General features: G+C 38.9%; 23 protein-coding genes. 4 read left to right on the plus strand and 19 right to left on the minus strand.

Annotated features, from left to right (window positions below; all coding sequences use genetic code 11):
* Nucleotides 1–237: 237 nt before the first annotated feature.
* The 5 genes from AC3CH7_RS01250 to AC3CH7_RS01270 all read right to left on the minus strand — a co-directional run bounded on the left by AC3CH7_RS01250 (nt 238) and on the right by AC3CH7_RS01270 (nt 5,159).
* Nucleotides 238–1,119 carry a DMT family transporter gene (locus AC3CH7_RS01250; RefSeq protein WP_332290567.1) on the minus strand — a complete coding sequence of 294 codons (882 nt, stop codon included), beginning with the start codon at nt 1,117–1,119 and terminating at the stop codon, nt 238–240.
* A gap of 22 nt (nt 1,120–1,141) precedes the next feature.
* Nucleotides 1,142–1,687, minus strand: a complete 546-nt coding sequence (locus tag AC3CH7_RS01255; RefSeq protein WP_207889848.1) for a GNAT family N-acetyltransferase — start codon at nt 1,685–1,687, stop codon at nt 1,142–1,144.
* Nucleotides 1,677–2,210, minus strand: a complete 534-nt coding sequence (locus AC3CH7_RS01260; RefSeq protein ID WP_012294029.1) for a cysteine hydrolase family protein — start codon at nt 2,208–2,210, stop codon at nt 1,677–1,679. Before AC3CH7_RS01260 ends, AC3CH7_RS01255 begins: the two co-directional genes overlap by 11 nt.
* A 109-nt stretch (nt 2,211–2,319) precedes the next feature.
* A complete protein-coding gene (locus AC3CH7_RS01265; protein ID WP_031419759.1) occupies nt 2,320–3,270 on the minus strand; it encodes a stalk domain-containing protein in 951 nt (316 codons plus the stop codon).
* A 116-nt stretch (nt 3,271–3,386) separates the two neighbouring features.
* Nucleotides 3,387–5,159, minus strand: coding sequence for a glycerophosphoryl diester phosphodiesterase membrane domain-containing protein (locus AC3CH7_RS01270; protein ID WP_031419757.1), 1,773 nt, complete (start codon nt 5,157–5,159; stop codon nt 3,387–3,389).
* Nucleotides 5,160–5,380: 221 nt separating this feature from the next.
* On the opposite strand from AC3CH7_RS01270, the gene AC3CH7_RS01275 reads away from it, so the two are divergent.
* Nucleotides 5,381–5,590 (plus strand): hypothetical protein, encoded by a 210-nt coding sequence (locus tag AC3CH7_RS01275; RefSeq protein ID WP_012294026.1) that lies wholly within the window; start codon nt 5,381–5,383, stop codon nt 5,588–5,590.
* Between the two features lie 22 nt (nt 5,591–5,612).
* Here AC3CH7_RS01275 and AC3CH7_RS01280 read toward each other — a convergent pair whose 3' ends face one another.
* The 9 genes from AC3CH7_RS01280 to AC3CH7_RS01320 all read right to left on the minus strand — a co-directional run bounded on the left by AC3CH7_RS01280 (nt 5,613) and on the right by AC3CH7_RS01320 (nt 13,845).
* Complete coding sequence (locus AC3CH7_RS01280; protein ID WP_036166336.1) at nt 5,613–7,187, minus strand: amidohydrolase; 1,575 nt, start codon at nt 7,185–7,187, stop codon at nt 5,613–5,615.
* An 18-nt stretch (nt 7,188–7,205) separates the two neighbouring features.
* A complete protein-coding gene (locus tag AC3CH7_RS01285; protein WP_031419755.1) occupies nt 7,206–7,757 on the minus strand; it encodes a biotin transporter BioY in 552 nt (183 codons plus the stop codon).
* A gap of 148 nt (nt 7,758–7,905) precedes the next feature.
* Nucleotides 7,906–8,568, minus strand: a complete 663-nt coding sequence (locus tag AC3CH7_RS01290; protein ID WP_036166342.1) for a TIGR04104 family putative zinc finger protein — start codon at nt 8,566–8,568, stop codon at nt 7,906–7,908.
* Nucleotides 8,555–9,073 (minus strand): sigma-70 family RNA polymerase sigma factor, encoded by a 519-nt coding sequence (locus tag AC3CH7_RS01295; RefSeq protein ID WP_012294021.1) that lies wholly within the window; start codon nt 9,071–9,073, stop codon nt 8,555–8,557. Before AC3CH7_RS01295 ends, AC3CH7_RS01290 begins: the two co-directional genes overlap by 14 nt.
* Nucleotides 9,074–9,197: 124 nt before the next feature.
* Nucleotides 9,198–9,956: an ABC transporter ATP-binding protein gene (locus AC3CH7_RS01300; RefSeq protein WP_031419750.1), complete on the minus strand. Its 759-nt coding sequence runs from the start codon at nt 9,954–9,956 to the stop codon at nt 9,198–9,200.
* A gap of 3 nt (nt 9,957–9,959) precedes the next feature.
* The gene (locus tag AC3CH7_RS01305; protein WP_036166345.1) at nt 9,960–12,278 is read right to left on the minus strand and encodes an ABC transporter permease; all 2,319 of its coding nucleotides are present in this window, start codon (nt 12,276–12,278) and stop codon (nt 9,960–9,962) included.
* A 37-nt stretch (nt 12,279–12,315) separates the two neighbouring features.
* Nucleotides 12,316–12,969: a TetR/AcrR family transcriptional regulator gene (locus AC3CH7_RS01310; RefSeq protein ID WP_036166348.1), complete on the minus strand. Its 654-nt coding sequence runs from the start codon at nt 12,967–12,969 to the stop codon at nt 12,316–12,318.
* Between the two features lie 182 nt (nt 12,970–13,151).
* Nucleotides 13,152–13,364, minus strand: coding sequence for a helix-turn-helix domain-containing protein (locus AC3CH7_RS01315; RefSeq protein WP_031419746.1), 213 nt, complete (start codon nt 13,362–13,364; stop codon nt 13,152–13,154).
* Nucleotides 13,365–13,374: 10 nt separating this feature from the next.
* A complete protein-coding gene (locus AC3CH7_RS01320; RefSeq protein WP_031419745.1) occupies nt 13,375–13,845 on the minus strand; it encodes a DUF2975 domain-containing protein in 471 nt (156 codons plus the stop codon).
* A 168-nt stretch (nt 13,846–14,013) separates the two neighbouring features.
* Between AC3CH7_RS01320 and AC3CH7_RS01325 the strand changes: the two genes are divergently transcribed.
* Nucleotides 14,014–14,568, plus strand: a complete 555-nt coding sequence (locus tag AC3CH7_RS01325; protein ID WP_012294016.1) for a GNAT family N-acetyltransferase — start codon at nt 14,014–14,016, stop codon at nt 14,566–14,568.
* 46 nt (nt 14,569–14,614) lie between these two features.
* On the opposite strand, the gene AC3CH7_RS01330 is transcribed toward AC3CH7_RS01325, so the two are convergent.
* Nucleotides 14,615–16,063: a tetratricopeptide repeat-containing diguanylate cyclase gene (locus tag AC3CH7_RS01330; RefSeq protein WP_488381521.1), complete on the minus strand. Its 1,449-nt coding sequence runs from the start codon at nt 16,061–16,063 to the stop codon at nt 14,615–14,617.
* A gap of 452 nt (nt 16,064–16,515) precedes the next feature.
* Here AC3CH7_RS01330 and AC3CH7_RS01335 point away from each other — a divergent pair, with 452 nt between their 5' ends.
* Together AC3CH7_RS01335 and AC3CH7_RS01340 are read left to right on the plus strand one after the other, a co-directional pair.
* Nucleotides 16,516–16,956, plus strand: a complete 441-nt coding sequence (locus AC3CH7_RS01335) for a MerR family transcriptional regulator (protein WP_488381522.1) — start codon at nt 16,516–16,518, stop codon at nt 16,954–16,956.
* Nucleotides 16,943–17,296, plus strand: coding sequence for a DUF4260 domain-containing protein (locus tag AC3CH7_RS01340; RefSeq protein ID WP_488381523.1), 354 nt, complete (start codon nt 16,943–16,945; stop codon nt 17,294–17,296). Before AC3CH7_RS01335 ends, AC3CH7_RS01340 begins: the two co-directional genes overlap by 14 nt.
* A gap of 134 nt (nt 17,297–17,430) precedes the next feature.
* Here the strand turns inward: AC3CH7_RS01340 and AC3CH7_RS01345 are convergent, their stop codons facing one another.
* Genes AC3CH7_RS01345 through AC3CH7_RS01360 form a run of 4 tightly spaced genes read right to left on the minus strand, consistent with a single transcriptional unit; the run spans nt 17,431 to nt 20,875 of the window.
* Nucleotides 17,431–17,652 (minus strand): hypothetical protein, encoded by a 222-nt coding sequence (locus AC3CH7_RS01345; RefSeq protein ID WP_012294012.1) that lies wholly within the window; start codon nt 17,650–17,652, stop codon nt 17,431–17,433.
* Between the two features lie 9 nt (nt 17,653–17,661).
* Nucleotides 17,662–18,732, minus strand: coding sequence for a LolA family protein (locus AC3CH7_RS01350; protein ID WP_036166357.1), 1,071 nt, complete (start codon nt 18,730–18,732; stop codon nt 17,662–17,664).
* On the minus strand, nt 18,729–20,180 hold the full coding sequence (locus AC3CH7_RS01355; RefSeq protein ID WP_207889842.1) for a HAMP domain-containing sensor histidine kinase: 1,452 nt from the start codon (nt 20,178–20,180) through the stop codon (nt 18,729–18,731). The genes AC3CH7_RS01350 and AC3CH7_RS01355 overlap by 4 nt, the downstream gene beginning before the upstream one ends.
* Entirely contained in the window at nt 20,177–20,875 is a 699-nt protein-coding gene (locus AC3CH7_RS01360) for a response regulator transcription factor (protein ID WP_031419736.1), read from the minus strand. The genes AC3CH7_RS01355 and AC3CH7_RS01360 overlap by 4 nt, the downstream gene beginning before the upstream one ends.
* Between the last annotated feature and the right edge of the window lie 165 nt (nt 20,876–21,040).

The following is a 21,040-nucleotide window of genomic DNA, read 5'->3' on the forward strand; positions in this document are numbered from 1 at the left end:
TTTTCAAATCAAATCTGTCTCTACTAATTCATACGAACAGAGATGAAAAAGGTTTCAACTATTTGTAGGGAGACAAATTTGCCTCCCTTTCCCCCCTAAACTACTGCCACCATCATTTTCCCAACGATCGATATCCCAATGATCCTGATCTTTTTCTGTGCTTCTCGGAACGAATGCCAACTCCCTCACCCTTTTCAAACGTTCTTATCTAGTTTATGAAAGGATAAGGGTTTTCGTTCATCGTAAAATAGGCTTAATTTTAAAACCTAAGGCAATCGCCGCTCCGATACAACTGGATAGACAGCCCACGATCAAATAGATGCTTACTGTAGATTCACCAATCAGGACAGAGGCAATGCCGCCTATGACAGGAAATAAGGCGACCATATAGCCACTCTTCGCTCCTCCAATCCTTTCGACTAGCTTTAAATAAAATAGCCAGGCGAGAAACGAGGCGATTACCGTTAAATACAGCAATGCTGATAAATAGGTTATGGATGTTGGAATCATTATTTTTTGTCCTGCCATCCAGACAATTCCACACATGACCAAACTCCCAACGGCAAAGCCAATCGCATTGGCATAAACCGGGTCAATGTGGCGCTTCGCATTTCTGGCAGAGCTAGCATCACCGATTGCTGTCAGTAGTGTCCCTAAAAAAGCAATAAAAATCCCTTTGAAATCAGCTAACCCTGAAAAACTATGTAAAGTTGGGTAGATTAATACACCCACTCCTATGACGCCTAAAATACCACCAAGAAGTACACGGCGGTGCAAAGGTTCTTTCAAAAAAATTCGTAAAGCAATGGGCGTTAATATCACTTTAAATGAAAAAATTAACGTGACAATGGCTGCTGAACTGAGCATCGTTGCGTAATACAAACATAAATAACTGAATGCAAAATTACAAACACCAAAAACAATGATAAAGGGGACATCCTGCTTCTGTGGTTTGCCTTGTGGTTTCATCAACCAAGCAAGTATTAAAAATAATAGAGCTGTTATGACTAAACGATAGGTTAATGATAATTCTAAACTAACGGGGGTCCCCTGTATTTTTACGGCAATAAAATTTAGACCCCATACGATTAAACAAAATAGATACATAAAATTTGTCATACTGTAAATTCCTTCAACTTCCCTATGCCTTCCATCTGCCCATCAGGATAGTGTGATAGTATTGTCCATCAGAAAGGCGCTTATCATTTTTTAGCATACCTTCCACTTCAAAGCCACATTTTTGATAGAGCTGAACGGCCTTGTCATTAGATTCTAACACTTCTAGTGCCATTTTCTGAATACCATTTGCATCTGCCCAGTCGATAGATACTTGCAGCAGGGCTTTTCCAATGCCGTACCCCCAAAAATCCTTCCTAACGCCTACGCCAAAAATAACCTTATGGGCAAGCCTTATGAATGTAGAACCCTCACATCTTGAGTACCCTACAAGTTGATCATCAACGACCGCTACTAAACATAGATTTTTGGGGCTTGCTAGGTCATTAGAGATGAGCTGCTCGAATCCTGCTCGGTCAATGAATCCCTCCCCTTGTGTTCGGTCAAAGTATTCCGTTTCACCATCTAATTGTAAACGTAGGTCTGACAAGGCTTGTGCATCATCCCATTCGGCACAGCGAACCGTGTAGGACCATTCTTTACAGGGATAGTCTCTCTTATTAATCCACATGCTGGAACCCCGCAACTGGTTGAATTCGCACAAATCGATTGTGCCAGATACATTCATGATGCTGAATAATTTGAGGTGCTTCAAGAATATCATTAGCTAATGTACTGTGGGCTTCCTTCACTAAAATATTGTGATGATAGCCATGACTGAAAGCACTACGAATCGTTGTATCAAGGCAAAACTCAGTTTGTGCACCAGCAAAAATTAATTGCTCAATATGCTGCTCCTGCAAGTATTCGGCAAGCTCAGTTCGATAAAAGGCATCCCATGTTGGTTTTTGAATTACCTTATCCTCCGCTTGTCGATGAAGACCGTGGTATAGCTCCCACCCAGGCTGACCATAAGCGAAATCCACATCCTCGGCGTCTGTATGCTGAATAAAAATAACAGGTGCCTCATTGTGGCGTGCCCATGCGATTAACGAATTAATATGCTTGATGATCGTTTCGTCATTCCATAGATTTTGTTCGTTGTCTAAAAAGAAGGCTTCTTGTATATCGATAATGATAAGAGCTTGTTTCATAGGTTTCTCCTTTATTGGCGACTTTTTCTTAATTATTGTACTGAATTTTTCATGGGAAGAAAATACAAAAAAAGAAGTACCTAGCGATTTGCTAGATACTTCATCCTCTTTATTTCATTAATTCTTTGACGAACTCTACAGATACATATGTTTTACCATTTTCTAATAAAGCAGGTGCTACGTCAAATTGGCGAAGCGCTTTATTGTAGCCATATTCTTTTTGGCCACGAGTAATTGTGTAGGAAACAGCACCTTTAGAAATGATGGCACCTTTAGGCGTTACTTCTACGTCAAAGCCAAGCTTTTCTACAATTAATCGTAAAGGAACCATTTTCGTCCCTTCTACCTCATAAAAATCTTTTTGCATAATCTCTTCAATGGCAGCGTGATCTGGTGTTGGTTCAGGCGTTGGCACTGGGTCCACCTCAACTGGCTCTTCCTTCTCAATAGTATCCAACACGATAACCTTTGAAGGTGGTGTTTGAGCAGGAATACTCATTGTTGCGATTGTGTAGAACACAACTAAGTGCTGTTCTTCTAAATCACTAGCTTTTAGTTTTTTTCCAGAAGCACTTTCAATTTTTGTGTCTTCTCCAACGTTTAATTTCAAGTAATTGTCCGTATCGATTAAGTTTTTATCGAAGTAATCGACTTCCACACTGCCCATATTATCTTTTTCTACAATAATAACCTCTGGGTTATATTGTGGTGGATAAATAGCAAGCATAGGCTTTTTCGCATAAGAGTAAGCTGACACCTTATCCCCTTTTTGAAGCTTCACTTCTTTTCCCATGTTGTCGAACACGAATGAATCTTTATCGACAACCACTATATTCGTCTGTTCACCTTCTACTACTGTATAGTAGGTTGCGTTCTCACGGACCTCTACATTTTCAACTTTCCCAGTTACTTTAATAAAAACTGGCTGAGCTTGTTGTTCAATAGTTTCTGAAACAGGTACTACAGTCTCAGCCTCGCTCGCTGATGCAGTTGGAACGCCCATCGCGCTCCCTACTAATAGTGCTGTCATAGCAAATGGTACGACTTTCGTCATTTTCATATAAAAAGCATCTCCTTTATTTCACGAATTCATAGAAGTAGTCGTGTTCATATGAAAAAGGTTACAATATGGCCAGATTTTTTTAAAAGCCGTTGGGCAGGTATCGCATTCCATACTTAAAATATAAATTTCAATCGGTTAAGGATCCGTTGTAAGAAATATTGATGTTCGCTTTGCTTTGTCCTTAAATCGCGGGCAACATCAGGATGATCGGTAATGACGCCGCTCACATTTTTCTCGATAAAGGTTTGTAAGGAACGGTCATCATTCAGCGTCCAAACAAATAAATCCATCGGGTTTTGCTTCAGCTCTTCAATAAGCTGCTCAGTTACCCATGACTCCTCTAAGGCAATGAAATCCACACTTTCTTCCATTGGGCCGATATTAAGTGCATAGACAATACCCACTCTTAAATTCGGCACTATTTTTTTTAATTGAGTCATTTTCTGCCCATCTACAGATTGCACATAATACGAATCCAGTACTTTGTATTTTCGTAGCTTTTCTACTAATTTGGGCAACACATCTTCCGTTTCCTTGCCATGTACCTTTAACTCAATTAGTAACGCGACGTCTAAAGCTTTAGCAATTTCGATACAGTCCTCTAAAGAAGCAATTTTATCGCTATAGCCATTTTGATGAATCGTTAATGTTTTTAATTCACGTAAGGTCATATTAGCAATGACTCCATTTTTCCCTGCCAATCGCCTCAAAGTACGATCATGGAATACAACAAATTCGCCATCCACTGTTTGCTGAATATCAATTTCAATGAGGTCTGCTCCGGCATTTGCTGCGCTCACTAGCCCGCTAATCGTATTTTCCACATTGCCCGCCACATAGCCTCGATGGGCAATAATTTTAGTATCGGGTGCATAGACGCTTTTCTCTAACGAATTAATATTCATCATACTTAAGACAACAAAAACAACAAGGCTAATGAGCAGTAAAGGTTTATAGCGTCGTTTTCTTTGTTTAGCAGACCTGTTGATTTTCCCTAGGATAGGTGTATTGTAGGTGATGGCAACCATAACTTGTGAAAACATGGCCTGTAATAAACTAAAGAGCACCACAAACACCATTTCTAGAAAGGCGAGCGTTACCCCTGCTGTTATCAATGCGGCACTTGGTAATAAGCGCTCCATAAAATAAAGTGGAAGTGTGCTAATTACTGTTATACTGAGCATGACGAATAGATGACCTGTTAAAAGCATAACCAATAGGGCTAAAAGCTCCAATAAACCTTTTTTGGAAAATCGCCAGCTTTGCTTGAAAGAACGTAAAATAGAAATCTTTGGCTGGATTGTAAAGATAGGTAACGTTAAAATACTCCGAATACCGATCATTACTAAAATACTTGCCACTGCTGCATATGCTAATCTACCAGTTCGACTACTCATGATTTCTTCTGTTAAAAAATGTGGAAGTGAGATGGATTGGGTTAAGGTGAGTGGTAGCATAAAAGAAGCAAGTGGCATTAATAGAGCAAGATAGACGATTAAAAATAGGACTTGGACACTAAAAAAATAAACAACCTTCCGATTTAGCTGCTGCCATAAAGAAAAAAATCGATAGCGCATTCCTCTTTGTTGATGAAAGGCCATTAAAAATAGAAAGCCCATTTCATAATAAACAAATAATAAGAACAACAAGATTAATAGACAAATCATCATTATGACAAAAGGATGTGCCATAAAGCTTTGCCAATTTTGCTCGGTTATATGTGTATATCCTGTTACTCGTAGCATGAGCTTTAACAGCATAGTACTTACAGGGATCATTAATAAAAACTGAAAGACTCTAATTAATGCGAAAACCTGTACATAGTCTAATCGATAAATATAAATATTATTAACAGCCTGTCGCATTACTTGTCCTGCCTTGTGCACATAATCACCCCTGTTACAGTTAAAATCGCTCTCTTCTAACGTATGTTTTGACCGCCATGACACAGTACTCAAAGCAATAAAATAGCAATTTGTTCAAGTATCCTATGCAACTTGTAGAAAAAATATTTGTGTATTTATCGTGACGTTCTCCATTTTCTTGAAACTTTTCTCGAAGCCATCCTGTATATAACTAGATACCCTGTAGAGAAAGGAGCGCAAACATGAAATTCGACATTGGCGATATGATTAGTACAACGGTTCTTTTAGGCCTGTTTTTAGCAATCTTTTTCGGGATGATTCGTATGATCAAAAAAATGAAAGCAACGATTCCTGTGCCTCCTCCACCAACCATGCAACAGCAAGTAGAGGACTTAACAAAACGTGTGACAACCTTAGAACAACAAATACATCATATTGTAAATAGAAAATAGCTTCAAAAAAATCGCTGCAAGGTTACCCTTCGCAGCGATTTTCATATACAATCTTCCCATCTACCACGGTACAAAATACGTCAATTTGAGGTAGTTGCTCTATATCCACAGTGAAAATATCCTCTTTTAAAATCGTAAAATCAGCTGAATAGCCTGCTGCGATTTTACCACGAGTGTGCTGCTGACCAATTATTTCAGCCGCTCCTCCTGTATACAAATGGACTGCTTCAAAACGAGAAATTTTCTCCTTAGGATTGTAGCCATCATGTTTTTCTCCCACATTGCACCTTGTGACAGCCGCATAGATTCCCATTAATGGATTCGGTACTTCAATCGGTGCGTCACTACCACCAGCAACGACAAGCCCATGGTCAAGAAGTGACTTTAAAGGGTGTAAACCTTGAACGCGCTCCTCACCAAGCTTCGATAGCTCAGCGTCATATTCTCCCTGAACAAATTGCGGCTGCATATCGATAGCAACAGGCAATTTAGCTAATTTAGTTAAAATGTCATCATCGACCAAGCTACAATGGATCACACGATCAAGCTGACCGGCCTGTGGTGGATATGCCGCAAAAATATCTACAATCAGTTCGATGGCTAAATCACCGATTGCATGGACAGCGACAGTTTGTCCAGATTGACGAGCCAACTGAACATACTTCGTTAATTGCTCTGTCGTATGTATAAGCATTCCTGTATTATGTGGGTCATCGCTGTATGGTTGACGTAGCGCTGCGGTTCTTCCTCCAAAGGCTCCATCAATAAAGATTTTCATAGCACCAAACTCCAAAAAAGGTGAGGATGTAGTATCTAATTTTTCCATCTCCTCAAAAACCGTATGATGCTGCAATAAATGAACCTTGAATGAATGCTGTGATTCCACTATTTTACGGTAAGCTTGAATGGGTTGGTTTGGCGGCCCGTAATAGCTTAAATCCTCCGAATGACCACCCACTAAACCATATGCTTGTAATGAGGCCACAGCTTTTACCAAGGCATCCTCAATATACGCAGGTGTAATATGGGGCATATGATTAACCACTAAATATAACGCCGCATCCTTTAATACGCCCGTGAGCTGACCATCTATTTTTTCAATGATTCCCCCCTCTGGTGAAGGCGTAGCATTGGTAATCCCTGCAAATGCAAGTGCCTTAGAATTAGCTAAAATTAAATGGTGACAGCTACGTTTTATGATTAAATAAGCTTCACCAAGCGCATCCAGCTCCGCTAAAGTAGGAAAAATGGGCTCTTCAAATTGGTTTTCATTTAATCCAATCGCTATGACCCATTCATTGGACGCTGCCTTGGACATACGCTCTTGAAGCTTTGCTAGTAACGCCTCTTTACTCGTTATCGCCGATACATCAATATGCTTCAGTTTTTCCCCGTAACCAATAATATGTAAATGACTATCCACAAAACCTGGATACATCACATTGCCTTGTAAATGTCGAGTAGAAGTAGCTAGTGGCGACAAGCTCTCTACAGAGCCTGTCGCCACAATTTTCCCATCTTCTTCAAGGACTGCTTCTACTGTTTCATCAACCTGAGCCATCGTGTAAATCTTTCCACCTGTCCATAATGTTGCCAAAACAATTCCCCCTATGTCCTACGCTATTGCTTCAATTAAATGTGCTCTTTCTAAGCGGCGACGGACAATGACACCTATCCATGCTGCAAGCACCGCTTTAACGATTCCTACTACGATAAATGGTGCCACACCGCCCATAAAGGCAGCTGTCCACGTATAGTCTGCTACAATTTTTAACCAAACTGTACCAAATGATAACGTAATAATCATCCCTATGATATTTGCAATAATCGCTTGGGTAAATGAAATACCAAATTTATCTAAGTATAAGCCCATAATAATCGCTGTGGCAAGGAATCCTACAATATATCCCCCTGTCGGCCCAACCAAAATTCCTAGACCCCCAGACATCCCACTAAACACAGGTAAACCAGCTGCCCCTAACAACATATATAAAAGAACAGATAATGTCCCTAATCTTGTCCCTAAAATAGTGACGACGATGCCAACTGCTAAAGTTTGTCCTGTAATTGGAATTAGAGGTAGTGGAATAGTCACCTGTGCCAAAACAGCAATAATCGCTGCCCCAAATGCCGCCAACACATATTGATATGTACTTCCTTTTTTCAATGTAAAAAGCCTCCCTTTGCTATACGTTAACTAATAATAAAAAATAAGTTAACACAAAGATAATGCAAATGAAAACGGTTGTCAATGTATTTTAGTATAAAAAAGAAATTGCTAGATGAACTTCGCAATTTCCCCTTCGATATGATGATTACCATAAAGGTTCATTCATAGAATCCTTATCTTGTAGCTTAAATACATATGGTACGATTTGATAAAGAAAAATAATCACCCCTACTAGGAAGAAAATAAAACCGATGTAGTAATTATGGAACACATGTTGCAACAAAATGATTAGTGGTATTGGCATAGAAAGCATCCCCCCTAATTGCATAGATTTTTTCGTGCGATACTGTTTTTGGCCACAATGAGAACACACAATTTCTCCATTTTTGCGATACAATTTGCGCGCGCCTTTTGCAGACCAGCTCTCCCCGCATTCAATACAAATAGGAAGACCGTATCCTTTTTTTATTAATACACGCTTGACAATAAAAGCGGCACCGACAAAAAAGCCCAACAACAACATTCCTCGCACATAATCCGAATTGAATAGTGACCACCAGCTCCAGGCATCCGACTGAATAGTTGCTGCTTGGTGACCTGTGGAATGCTGTTCCTTTTGCTCTGTTAAAAGATAACTAAAACCAATGACCAATACCGTAAAGGTTGCCAGTACGATACGATACGTCCATTGATGACCTACTTGATGTTTTTCCTTTCGTCGAGCCTTTTCTGCGATTAGTTGTTTACGTTTCTGAGAGAATTTCACATCTTGTAGTTCCTTTAATAACCCTTCTTTAAATTGATTCATGACGTAGCACCTCCCAATCAAAGTCTCCCATTGCTGTTGCCAGCTGTTTACGCGCTCGTTGTAACCTTGTACGAATTGTCGCTTCCGGACATCGTACAAGCTGTGCAATTTCCACAGTTGTCATCTCCTCAAAATAATACAAAACTAAAACCTCACGATAGGCTACTGATAACGTAAATAACGCCTCTGTCAGCTCTTTTTTAACAGACTTCTCGAGCATTTCTACCTCCGGCGTTATTGCCGTTGTACGACCCATAATCTTTTCAAATAATGTCAGTCGTTTACTTTTCCAGCTCCGTAAATAATCATGGCTCCGGTTTACTGTCATTTTTACTAAATATGTACGCAATGATGCTTGCTGCCGGAACTGTCCCTGCTTCTGGTAAAAGGCTATGAACACATCCTGCACAATATCTTCCGCTGTTGCCTTATTCTTCACGTATAAATAGGCTACTTTTAGTAAGTAATCTCCATGCTCCTCGATTACTTGTTCAATATCCATCATTGCTCTCACCTACTTTCTATACTACTGACGGACGCCATTGCTAAAGCGATTCATTTTTTCTAAAAAAAATAAAAAAATCCGCAATAGCTACTCCAAGTCATTGCGGATTTTTTGAATTCATCTATTAAATACCCATTTCTCGCATCGTGGTTGCAACTTTTGCCATTCTATCATCCAAATCAATACCCTTGAATCGTGGTAAACGCAATTCACTGATAATAGAACCATCACTCATAAAGAGAATACGCTCGGTTCGTGCAGCAATTTTCGGATCATGTGTCACAAGCATAACCGTTGTACCTTCTTGATTGATGGAGGCTAGAATATCCATAATTTCCTGGGCAGTCGTTGAATTTAATGCGCCTGTTGGTTCATCACCAAAAATCATCGATGGACTACTAATTAAAGCTCGACAAATGCCTGCCCGCTGAAGCTGGCCACCTGAAACTTGCGTAATATCACGCGTTGCTAAGTCCTCAATCCCTACTTTTTTCATGATGCTCTGTGCTTTTTCCGTTAAAGCTACGATATTCTTTCGCTGATCACGTACTGCTGGTAACAATATATTATCAAGGATATTTAAACTTTTAAGAAAGGTTGGCTGCTGAAACACAAAACCCATCCTCGTTCGACGAAGCTCAGCTAGCTCCTTGTCATGGAGTGTTGTTACATCGACTCCATCAAAAGAAACCAGTCCTTGATCAATGCTGTCCATCCCACTAAGAGCGTATAGTAAGGTTGATTTACCGCAACCAGAAGGGCCCATAATTGAAACGAACTCGCCTTCATATACATCAATAGATATAGACTTTAAAACCTCATGTCGTTCAGTTCCGACCTGAAATGACTTGGCTATTTGTTCACCACTCAAAAGCTTTTTCATATTCTACTCCTTTATATGATCCATTATTTTTAACTGTCCCGCCTTAAAAGTACCAATAAGTGTTGCTAGGAGTACGACACTTAGGAGAGCTAACGGGCAAAAAACATAGGCAGATAGTGGATTAATGATAAAATTAAATGAAGCTGCACCGAATGATGCAATGATCGTGGATGTCAGGAATTCTCCTAATGTGTTAGCGAGAACTGTCCCCACAGTAATGGCCAGCATCAAGACAACAACTGAACGTGCCGCATATTGTATGGAAATATCTACGTTTGTAAAGCCCATCGATTTCAAGATAGCAATGGGAGATCGATCCTTTGCGATAAGCATTTTCATAAACAACACTGTCATCAGCACACACATAAGGAGAGCTCCTACAAGTGCTACACTTGAAACTTTCTTAATAGCACTGATGGTCGTTCCGAATGTTTGATAAATATATTCCTCGATGCCTGAAACCTTGGCAAAATGAAATCTATCTGCATACTCCGTAACCTTTTTTTCGACTTCCGATTGATTAGACAACGTTCCATAAAATACGTTCCACATACTATCTGTAGAATCATCTAAGAATGCTGCCTTCGCTGTTTTCCCACCATTGGTAATATCTGAATAAATGCCACTCACTGTTAAACTTTTCATTTCACCTTGGACGATAAGGATAATAGTATCACCCACTTTTTTGTGAAGCTCCTCCGCATTAAGAACAGAAAGGGCCATTTCATCCTGGGCTACCGGCGCCCTACCTTGCGCATATTCTACTGGGAAAACGGTATGGTCGCCCAACTCTATTTTTAGACTCTCTTCCACTCCGTCATCTGTCATTGTTGTAAATTTTTTTGTCGTCAGAACCTTATAATTCGTAATATCTTTATCACGCTCTAGCGTTTCGAGCACAGCTGTTACATGCTGAATATGTTGGTCCCCTTGTGGGATATCTATGCGGATGTCACTATTGCCAATCCCCATATACGTGATAAATTTTTTGGAGGAAATGGTATTGTATAAATTTTGAGGTACAATAATGATAAATGTTGCTAATAGTAAGACAGTAAGCATCGTGGCATATAATCTTTTACGGGATAGTACATCCTTCACGCCCAAAAAGAGATTGATAGGAAGCCTTTTATTGGTGCTAATTTTTAGCCACCTCGCATGTCTTGCTTTACTTTGCACCGCTCCAAATCGGATAGCCTGAACAGCCGAAAGCTTGCGAAACTGTTTCAAAACAAATTGTACATAAATCAGAATGGAAGCAAATACTAGCACAAGACCTATAATAGTGAACAGCCAGATAAGTGCCGTATTGGCTGTATCCCCCATATAAAGACGGATATTTGCTAAAAGAATATCCCTTACCATAAATGAAAAGGTAAAGCCAAGTACACAGCCCAAGGCCGCTATCACACCGTATTTTGCAAGATACATTTTCTGTATATCGGCAACCCGTAAACCAATTGCCTTCATTACACCAATTTCACGATAATCCTCTTCCATTTTAGTTAGCAATGTAAAACGGATACACATCAATGCAATGACCACCACTAGCACGCTGATTAATAAAATAACAGCGATCATCAAACCATCTGATAGGGCATTTAGCATTTTAAAGAGCGGCCACGTAATCGTAGGTCCGTTCGCTTCTAAATCTGCACGTTGATAGGCCTCTTCAAAGCTTCTCAAATCAGCCAAATCTTTCAAACGAAACTCTATTAAATATTCAATAGTGCCAGCTGCCTTAATGGCTGCATAGTCCTCTTCACTAACGAGAAATCGTTTAGACGACGCTAGCATAGAATTCATTTGTGAATCCCTTAAAAAACCTGCAACTGTAAATGGCTTATTATGTATCATTACTGTATCACCAAGCTTGGCTGTGCCGTCCCTCATATAGCCTACAGGTACGTAAATATCTCCTTTTTCCACTTCAATCACACGGCCATCAAGGTCTAGTAAAAAATCAAACTTCTCACTTTGGGTGGTAAACCCATTGTCCTGTACATTTTGTGCAAGTGTGTTGCCTGCAATGTTTATCTTGGCACCATCTACATTGAGAAATTCATTTATCTGAAATTCATCCACCTGCTCATTGCGCTCCGCAAAATGAATGAGACGCTCTTGATCGATAGTACCCGAATGCATTTGAAGAAAATGAGATGTTTCCGCTTGCTTTAATAATGTATCAATGGAAGTGGATAAATGAACAATAAGAACGGCCGAAAGCGTAACAAGCATAGCCGCACCTGCCACAAATAATGTTGTCAAACATGTAATCACCTTACTATTCGCTATATCATTCCGTACAATTTTGAAATACATAGGTCACCCCTTTGTCAGTATTAAGACCCTCATCCATTTATTTCGTCTCGCCTTGCCCTGCATGACTAAACATTTTCATCATGTACAACAAACTACCGCTTTCCACGCCAAGCATTCGCTCCACATTGAAGATAAATGCTGGGATACGAGCGGCCCGCTCTTCATCTGACAACAATACCAAGTCATCATCGAAGACGGTATTTGTATAAGCGACAATCATCTCCATACATTCGTATGGGTACGGTGTATGATAAATCCCTTGCTCAATACCCTCACGGATGATATCCGTCAATAATGGCGGCACTTGATTCATGACTACCTGCTGTATTTTTCGATGCATTAATGCATTTTGCGGCTTATGAATGTGGTCCATAATTTCCTGACCATTTTCATTTTCATTCTGCATATTTAATGCCATCACAACCCTTAATATGCGCTCATTCACCGCAATACTGTTGTCCACTGCAACTGCCCTTGCTTTCGTTAACATGGTTTCGGTATATCGTTCGATGAGGGCATCCATAATATCTTCCTTGGATTTAAAATGGTAATATAGCGTACCGCGGGCAATCCCAACTTTTTCAAGAATATTATTGGTGCTAGTGCCATCGAACCCCTTCTGCGTAAACAGCTCATCTGCTGCATCTAAAATTTCATTTCTCCGTTCCTCTGCTTTTTTCATTTCCCTCATCCAAACACTCCTCTCAATAGACCGACTGACTGTCGATTTATCTTAGCTTTATCGTAGCATAACTATATTCTATTGGCAATATTTACTACATTTTTTTATTCTAAGTAAATACGGATGACTCGTGTGAAAAAATGACAAAAGCCATCGAGAGTTATTCTCTCGACGGCTTTGAACTACAGTCTTTATCCTTCGTTCCGTTTATATTCTAAAATATCCCCAGGCTGACATTCTAACGCCTCACAAATCGCCTCTAATGTTGAAAAGCGAATTGCTTTCGCTTTGCCATTTTTCAAAATAGAAAGATTCGCCATCGTGATGCCAACCTTCTCTGAAAGTTCAGTTACACTCATTTTCCGTTTCGCCAACATGACATCAATATTGATAATCATCGCCATAGTATTCACCTCAAACCGTTAAATCATTTTCTGATTTGATATCGATGGCATTTTCTAGTAGCTTTTGAAGAACAGCAGCAAAAACTGCAACCACAAAAGAAGCACAAATAATAACCATTCCAATAAGTATAAGACCAGGGGCATCGTCTACTTCTGCAGCATAGTATATCAGTGGCATGCCCACCACGTAAACACTACTAATGATAATTGCACAATATTTAATATTAATTAAAGCTTTCACTGACAGCTCTGAAAAAGCAATGTTTTGATCAATATAGCTTAGCAGCTTGATTGTTGTATATAGAGCAACAAAATAAGCAATTGCCGTTGCATAGACGCCAAGTAATGCAACAATGGTTAAGATTGGAGAATGCTGAGCTGTATCTAAAGCAACACGTGGCACCACCCATATACATAAAGCAAAAACCGGCAATCCCATTAGAAAAACAGCGATCTTTAAAAAGAGCGTTTCTCGTTTCATATTACGCACCTCTTTTATTTATTATCTTGTTCAATTTACCATAACATTTATCGTTTTTCAATAAATTTTTATCTAATTTCAAGAAATCATTAATTTCCATTATGTAGTTTATTCCTTCTATTTAATTGTGTTATAATCTGTTTTACCATTTTTGAAGGGGGTAATTCAATGTTTTACCAAGCAACAGACAAAACAATCGAAACAGAGCGTCTCATGCTCCGACTTTTTACAGAGGCTGATGCACCTGAAGTAAGTTTGTTATGTAACAATTTTGCCCTTTACAAGAGCACGTTAAATTTGCCCTATCCTTATACGTTAGATTGTGCTTTGTCATGGATTTCCAACCATCTACAAAATTTTGAACAAGAGAAACTATATGAATTTGCTATAACGGACAAACAAAGCGGACATTTATATGGGGCTATCGGGCTATCCAATCGACAACAGCATCGAAATGGAGAAATGGCTTATTGGATTGGGGAACCGTATTGGGGGAATGGCTATGGAACAGAAGCTGCTCGTGCCATCATTGAATTTGCCTTTAAAGAAAAACAGTATCATCGTGTCTTCGCGCAGTATTTTCTATCTAATCCCGCCTCTGGCAAAATCATGGAGAAGTGTGGCATGTGCTATGAGGGAACGTTAAAATCTCATGTTTTTAAAAATGGTACTTTTGAAGATATCGTATTTTACGGCATTATTAATCCTGACAGCAGCTTGTAAACGTATTTAAAAGAGGCACCTACTATAAAGTCATGCCTCTTTCTCTTTAAATACCATTTCCCACATCACAATAATGGTTATAGTGTGTAATTTGGTTACGTCCATTACGCTTTGACTTGTAAAGTGCTTCATCCGCATGCTGAATCAGCTCTTCCACTTTCTTGATTTTGCCAAAATGATTCGTACTAACTCCGATACTAAATTCCAATTGAATCGTTTCGCCATTTACCGTGAGTGACAAAGCCGTTAAGGTTTGATAGAGGTTGTCGGCCAATGTTTGCACCGTTTCCCCCTCTTTTACTTGACTGAGAATGATAAACTCGTCTCCCCCAAAGCGAGCAACGATAGCTTCAAAGGGTTGAAAATAATCTTGTAATGTTTTAGCAGTATTCGTTAGCGCATCGTCTCCAAATAAATGGCCATTCATATCATTGATTTCTTTAAAATGGTCTAAATCCACCATCATCAACGCTAGTTGCTGATTGCTTTCAGCTGCTTTTTCGAGCATCCTTTTGGCATTTTCATCAAAATAACGTCGATTGTAAATATTCGTTAGCGGATCAAAATAAGCATTTTTTTCAAATTGCTTTTTATGATCATTGTACTCCATTTCAAATAATACATGAGAGTAATTTTCACGTTGGATTTCTAACAAAATATTAATATATTCCTTCTGAACAGCACATAAAACAATTTTATTCCCTTGATCCTCAATTAGCTTCACTAATGAATTATAGATGATTTGGAGCAAGGACAGGTCATTGTTTTGCAAAGCATAATGTTTAGTCTTTTGATATAAATCAATAGCCTCACTTACGCGTCCTTGTCGTTCACAAAGAACAGCATATGCATTGAAGACCTCTAATTGTACTTTTGAATAGGGTGGGTTATGAATTGTTGCTAATAATTCTTGTAATAGTACATTAGCCTCATCAAACTCTTCCAGCCATATAAGTGCTACTGCTAGGTTTGTTTTTGGATACATAATTCCTGTATAAGGTTCTTTATGCTGCACTTCAAACGCATTTGAGTAATAAAGACTTTTTAAGGCGAATTCCTTGGCTGTGCGATAATTGCCCATTGATATTTCCAAATCGCTTAGATTATTATAAATTTTCCCCAGGCTCTCCACATGTTGAATAGATTCAGCAATTTTTAATCCCTTTAACATCAGCTCTTCAGATTTCTTTAAGTGACCAAAAGTCCCCCAATAAATGGCAGCTATATTATAATATTGAATAAGATCAATATCATTACCATGTTGAAAAGTCAGCTCTCGATATTGTTCAAGTACACTAATCGATAGCTGTAAATCACCAGTTTGAAAATAACTGGCACAGCTATAACGTAATAGAAGGATGGCCTTATCATACATTCCAAGCTTAATGGCACTTTCGACTGCGGCACTACTTATTTCTATATATTCTAAAAAACGATCCGCGTTATATAATTCATTGAGCGTAATCCATAATTCTTCAAATTCTTGTACGTTCATACCGCTCCCCCTTATTTTCACCCTTACATCTTTAATACTACCTGCACGAATAAAATATTACAATTCTTTGGACTCATTTGTTTTTACAAAATTAAGCAATTAATACTAGACAAATGAGTGATTGTGTATATTTTCCTATGTTACTATTTTTATATTTTACTGGTAAATTTAACATGGTACTTTCACTATAATTTTCTCGCAACCAAAAAACAAGCCTCTTTCACAGAGACTTGTTATGATTCTTCAATACCCAATAATTCTTTTAATTTCTTGGCCTTTGCAGAGGTAAATTTAACTTCTCCACTTCCTCTCTTTTGGAGATAAAGTAAACCTCCAATAGCCCTTCTATATTTTAATACGCCCCCCTCCCCCTAACCGTATCAAATTTTTTCTTAAAGTGTATTGACCTTGGAGCTTACTCCAATGTTAGGATGATTGTAGGAGGTGCTTTTATGAAAATTAAACAATTTGCTGAGAAGTTTGGATTATCCATCGATACAGTCCGCTATTACGAAAAAGAGGGACTTTTACATCCGCAGAAGTTAAACAATGGCTACCGTGTGTATGATGGCACATGTGAACAGACCATGAAATTTATTCTCGTCCTACGCCAGCTTGGCTTTAGCTTACAAGAAATTAATTTTTTACTGACACTCGAACAGAAACCTATATCCACGGAATGTAATGAAACAACCGTACAGCTATTTTCTGCAAAGATTGCCCATATTGAACAGCTCATGTACTTTTATCAGCACGCACTACATTCCTTACAGCTAACCAAAGCATTAATGGCTGACGGACAATTTCAGAACAACCAAGAAAAAATTAACTTACTAATGGAAGATATGTACCAAAACTTACAGGAAGGTCGTGGTCACAATGAAACTACGTAAAATTCTCTCTCTAGAATATGTCATCGCCTTGATCATGACTATCTTTTTTTATGGGCACTTAGATTTTTCATGGCTATCATTTATGATATTTTTACTTTTACCTGATATCACGATGCTCGGATATATGATCAATTCAAAAATCGGGGCCCTTTTCTATAATATTGGACATAGCTTTGTCATACCGGCCGTACTTCTCGTAATCGGCTTTACGCTATCTACGCCAATACTTCTGATGGCTGCCTTGATTTGGCTAGCACATATTTTCTTAGATCGAGCACTCGGTTACGGTTTAAAATATGAGGAAGCCTTTACGAAAACACATTTACAGCAGATTGCTTAATGAATAAGAAGAAGCCTGAATAAAGGAATATCAATGGTTGAGCAAAACCATAAAAAAGGTGGTCAACGATAAAACAATAGCGTACTCCTACTATAAAAAGCAGGATCCTCATCTGAGATCCTGCCTTTCACTTTTTATATTAATCGTTTTAAAAGTGATTCATATAGCCCTACCATCAATAATCCAATCAATATCGGAATAAGTGAAGTAAAGCTGAAATAAAAGCCTACTTCATCGTATCGACCCGTAAAATGAAATTGTAGCCAAGACACCTGATAGGTATCCCCTACCCCGTATAAAAAAATAGTTGTAAATAAAAACAATGCAAGACATTTCATCCCATGTGCTCTTTTCATAGCATCACCTCATTGTACAATTTCCATTTGTTGTGCATAGCTTATAAGATCCTCAATCGTTAACTCTGGATTTTCGCCAACGATACTATATTGATAGCCGTTTTCTTGCCAAGCAATCGAACGGAAATTTTTATCATCCATAACCGTTCCTTTTTGTCCTCGAATATCCATCTCTTTTTCATTTAAGATGGGACCAATTTCACTCATACTCTCATCCGCTTTAAAAATAGTGATGAAAAACGCTGGCTGCCCATCTAATCCAAAGTCAAAGGAATATTCTGGTCGATCCTCTAATCCTTTAACCATTGAAATTTTATCTATAGAAAGGGCATTTTCTTGCGGAACCATTAAAAACTTTCCTAGTTGTTGCTTTGCTTCGTCCCATGAAATTAATGCTGAAGTATCTTCACCGCTAATTTCTTGGATCGTTACATCCTCTGGTAGATCAAGTATAAATTGTTGATCATCTATTTTTTCATCAACATTTATTTTTGAGTATTCTGTGATTATTTGATTACCTGCATTATCTGACTTCATTTTTAACATCAGCCATGTTTTTTTGTCAATCCATGCTTCTATATCCCCAAATAGTGATTCGGTTTTTGTAGTTTTTGCTACAATTTTATATGTGTCTCTTCCAGCGACCTTCTCTTCGCCTGCTATCTTAATCTCATGTGTATCTTTAACCAAATTAAAAACAAGCTGTACCTCTTCCCTAGGCGATCGTAGCCCGTCAAGTTCGCCTTGTGGATACGCCATTTTAAAGGCTGTATGTTCCGTGACATCATAGCTTATCAGCTCAGAGTCAGTTTTGACCGTGATGACATGTTCACCATTGTCACCTTTCATTTCTATACGTCTATACTTATCCTTGACCCATTCTTTTACCTGAGCTTTGCCCCCTAGCTCTCCCATATCTAACGTATATTCGCCATAATAGGTAAGCGGTTGCTTCGATTCTTGGAGCGTCTGCTCAATAATTTCCTGGGGTGAATACGATGCCTCGGTATTACAGCCTACTAAACTAAATGTCATGACAGCGATTAAGCCTGCTGCTCGGCATGAATTTTTCCAACTCATAGTTCGTCTACTCCTTTATTAGGTGGAAGCCAGCAGACAACAGCTGTTCCAATGTTCTCACGAGAAAGCAGCTCTACCGTACCACCATGTTTTTCAATAATTTGTTTCGTAATATTTAAGCCAAGTCCCGTGCCTCGTTCTCCAGCCTTTGATCTGGCATGGTCCGCTTGATACATGGGCTCGAATAATTTTACAATGTCCTTTTGTGGCAAGCCCTGCCCGCTATTTTGCACAATCATATACATACCCTCTTGCTTCGTCAAAGCTGGCTTAAGGAAATCAAACCCCCATTCCGGAACACTTCCAGCTTTAACCGCTGCTAAACCAATAGATGTGCCGATCTCACCATAGCGCCAAGCATTGCTCAATAAATTATCAATTACACGTTGAAGTTGTTTAGGATGCACAGCATATAGCCCATCTACATCACAGAACACTTCTAATGTAAACCCCTGTTCCTCACATAACGGTTCATAGTCTGACAAAGCCATCTCAAAAAATTCTTCCCCATCTACGTCTACCAGCTCTAATTCATAGCTCGTAGATTGGAGTAATGTAAACATTAATAAATCTTCTAGCATATGCTTCATTCGATCAGCCTTCGTGATGATAACCCGCTGATAGTCTGCTTGCTGCTGTTGTGATAAGCCATTGTTTAGTAAGGATTCCGCATAGGCTTGAATAGCCGTAAGAGGCGTTTTTAAATCGTGGGAGATACTTGCAATCATCATTTCCTTTTGCTGTTGTTCTACTTTTAAGGAAGCTCGGGTCTTTTCAATTTCATGTTGCATCGCCACAAATGTTTGAGCGAGTGAACCAATCTCATCTTTCCTTGTACTTAAATTAGATTCTATATGCTCACCTTTGGCAAAATTCCGCATTTGATGCATCAATTCTCGTAATGGTCGATTAAGTTTTCGATTAAGCAACAAAATGACCCCTATATAAATCACTAGAAACAGCAAGATAGAGCCTGTAATGACAAGCCATGAACGCTTCTCCACGCCTTTCACCCAATCAGTTCTTATTAATTGAATTTCATAGATGCCTAACAAGTCCCCATTGCGATATACTGGTTCCTTGTAGGTAAAGGCGTTGTATGATTGTTGTAACTCATATAAACCTTTAAACATGCGCTCCTTCCATACATAGCCCGATTTTAACGGGTTAGAGGAATATAAGACAAAACCAGATTTCGTGTAAAGTGTAATCGCCAACTGCTCATTGGTCAGCTCTTCTATTTCTTCTAAATTTGCCTGTTTTTGATATAGTGCTGGATTGTCAACGATTGCTTTTACCTGATTTAGCTCTGTCCACTTGTCAAAGTATTCCGCAACATTTTTATCTTGATAATAAGCATTTATCCACACATACAGACTATAAGCACCAGATATGGGCAACACCATAACAATAAAAAAAGTGATAAGTAACCAAGATTTTATTTTCATAGCGGTTCACCAATAAAACGATAACCCTTGCCCCATACAGTTTGAATAAAATATGGATGTTTCACTGAATCTTTTAGCTTTTCTCTTAGTGCCTTAATATGTACTGTAACAGTATGAGTGTCCTCTAACGTTGCCTGCTGCCAAATATACTGATACAGTTCCTTCTTCGTAAAGGTTTGACTCGGATTTTTTGCTAGTAGCTTGACAAGAGCAAATTCTTTTTGGGTTAATGCGATTTCTTGCTCATTAATGCTCACTATTTCCCGTTTCCAATCAATGATTAATCCATTTGCATAGGCAGTTTGCTCTTCTACTTCGTCTTGCTTGTTATAGCGTCTCCAGCGTCTAAGATGCGATGCCACACGAGCCTTTAATTCCTCCAAACTAAACGGTTTCGCGATATAATCATCCGCTCCTTGCAAGCCCTCCACTTTATCCGCTTCTTCCTTACGAGCACTCATCATGAGGATGGGGACATCACTTTCCCAGCGTATATTTTGACAAACCGTAAGACCATCCATTTCTGGTAGCATCCAGTCAACTAACACTAAATCAAATGGTTGCTTCTGAAAATCTTCCAGCCCTTCAAGACCCGTAGTTGCCCACGTCACTTGATAGCCCTCTTGCTCCAGCGTATCTTTGACAATGCGACCAATTGCAGCATCATCCTCAATCAGTAATAACTTTACCTTCATCAGTTCTCCTCCTGCTTAAACCTTACTACGGAAAAAGTGATTTTCCCTGAACTTTACACTTTCTTTATAATTAACTTAGAACGAATTCTTATTTTGCACAAATGATTAGGATTGTCCATTTCTACTATGCGGAGCTATCCTTCTTCCCAAAACAAAAAAAGAATG

Source organism: Lysinibacillus sp. F12, assembly GCF_057773605.1.

Excerpts from the sequence above, each read along its gene's own strand:
- AC3CH7_RS01250 (WP_332290567.1), bottom strand. The coding sequence starts at position 1,119 with ATGACAAATTTTATGTATCTATTTTGTTTAATCGTATGGGGTCTAAAT.
- AC3CH7_RS01255 (WP_207889848.1), bottom strand. The coding sequence starts at position 1,687 with ATGTGGATTAATAAGAGAGACTATCCCTGTAAAGAATGGTCCTACACG.
- AC3CH7_RS01260 (WP_012294029.1), bottom strand. The coding sequence starts at position 2,210 with ATGAAACAAGCTCTTATCATTATCGATATACAAGAAGCCTTCTTTTTA.
- AC3CH7_RS01265 (WP_031419759.1), bottom strand. The coding sequence starts at position 3,270 with ATGAAAATGACGAAAGTCGTACCATTTGCTATGACAGCACTATTAGTA.
- AC3CH7_RS01275 (WP_012294026.1), top strand. The coding sequence starts at position 5,381 with ATGAAATTCGACATTGGCGATATGATTAGTACAACGGTTCTTTTAGGC.
- AC3CH7_RS01290 (WP_036166342.1), bottom strand. The coding sequence starts at position 8,568 with ATGAATCAATTTAAAGAAGGGTTATTAAAGGAACTACAAGATGTGAAA.
- AC3CH7_RS01295 (WP_012294021.1), bottom strand. The coding sequence starts at position 9,073 with ATGATGGATATTGAACAAGTAATCGAGGAGCATGGAGATTACTTACTA.
- AC3CH7_RS01300 (WP_031419750.1), bottom strand. The coding sequence starts at position 9,956 with ATGAAAAAGCTTTTGAGTGGTGAACAAATAGCCAAGTCATTTCAGGTC.
- AC3CH7_RS01305 (WP_036166345.1), bottom strand. The coding sequence starts at position 12,278 with ATGTATTTCAAAATTGTACGGAATGATATAGCGAATAGTAAGGTGATT.
- AC3CH7_RS01310 (WP_036166348.1), bottom strand. The coding sequence starts at position 12,969 with ATGAGGGAAATGAAAAAAGCAGAGGAACGGAGAAATGAAATTTTAGAT.
- AC3CH7_RS01315 (WP_031419746.1), bottom strand. The coding sequence starts at position 13,364 with ATGGCGATGATTATCAATATTGATGTCATGTTGGCGAAACGGAAAATG.
- AC3CH7_RS01320 (WP_031419745.1), bottom strand. The coding sequence starts at position 13,845 with ATGAAACGAGAAACGCTCTTTTTAAAGATCGCTGTTTTTCTAATGGGA.
- AC3CH7_RS01325 (WP_012294016.1), top strand. The coding sequence starts at position 14,014 with ATGTTTTACCAAGCAACAGACAAAACAATCGAAACAGAGCGTCTCATG.
- AC3CH7_RS01330 (WP_488381521.1), bottom strand. The coding sequence starts at position 16,063 with ATGAACGTACAAGAATTTGAAGAATTATGGATTACGCTCAATGAATTA.
- AC3CH7_RS01335 (WP_488381522.1), top strand. The coding sequence starts at position 16,516 with ATGAAAATTAAACAATTTGCTGAGAAGTTTGGATTATCCATCGATACA.
- AC3CH7_RS01340 (WP_488381523.1), top strand. The coding sequence starts at position 16,943 with ATGAAACTACGTAAAATTCTCTCTCTAGAATATGTCATCGCCTTGATC.
- AC3CH7_RS01345 (WP_012294012.1), bottom strand. The coding sequence starts at position 17,652 with ATGAAAAGAGCACATGGGATGAAATGTCTTGCATTGTTTTTATTTACA.
- AC3CH7_RS01350 (WP_036166357.1), bottom strand. The coding sequence starts at position 18,732 with ATGAGTTGGAAAAATTCATGCCGAGCAGCAGGCTTAATCGCTGTCATG.
- AC3CH7_RS01355 (WP_207889842.1), bottom strand. The coding sequence starts at position 20,180 with ATGAAAATAAAATCTTGGTTACTTATCACTTTTTTTATTGTTATGGTG.
- AC3CH7_RS01360 (WP_031419736.1), bottom strand. The coding sequence starts at position 20,875 with ATGAAGGTAAAGTTATTACTGATTGAGGATGATGCTGCAATTGGTCGC.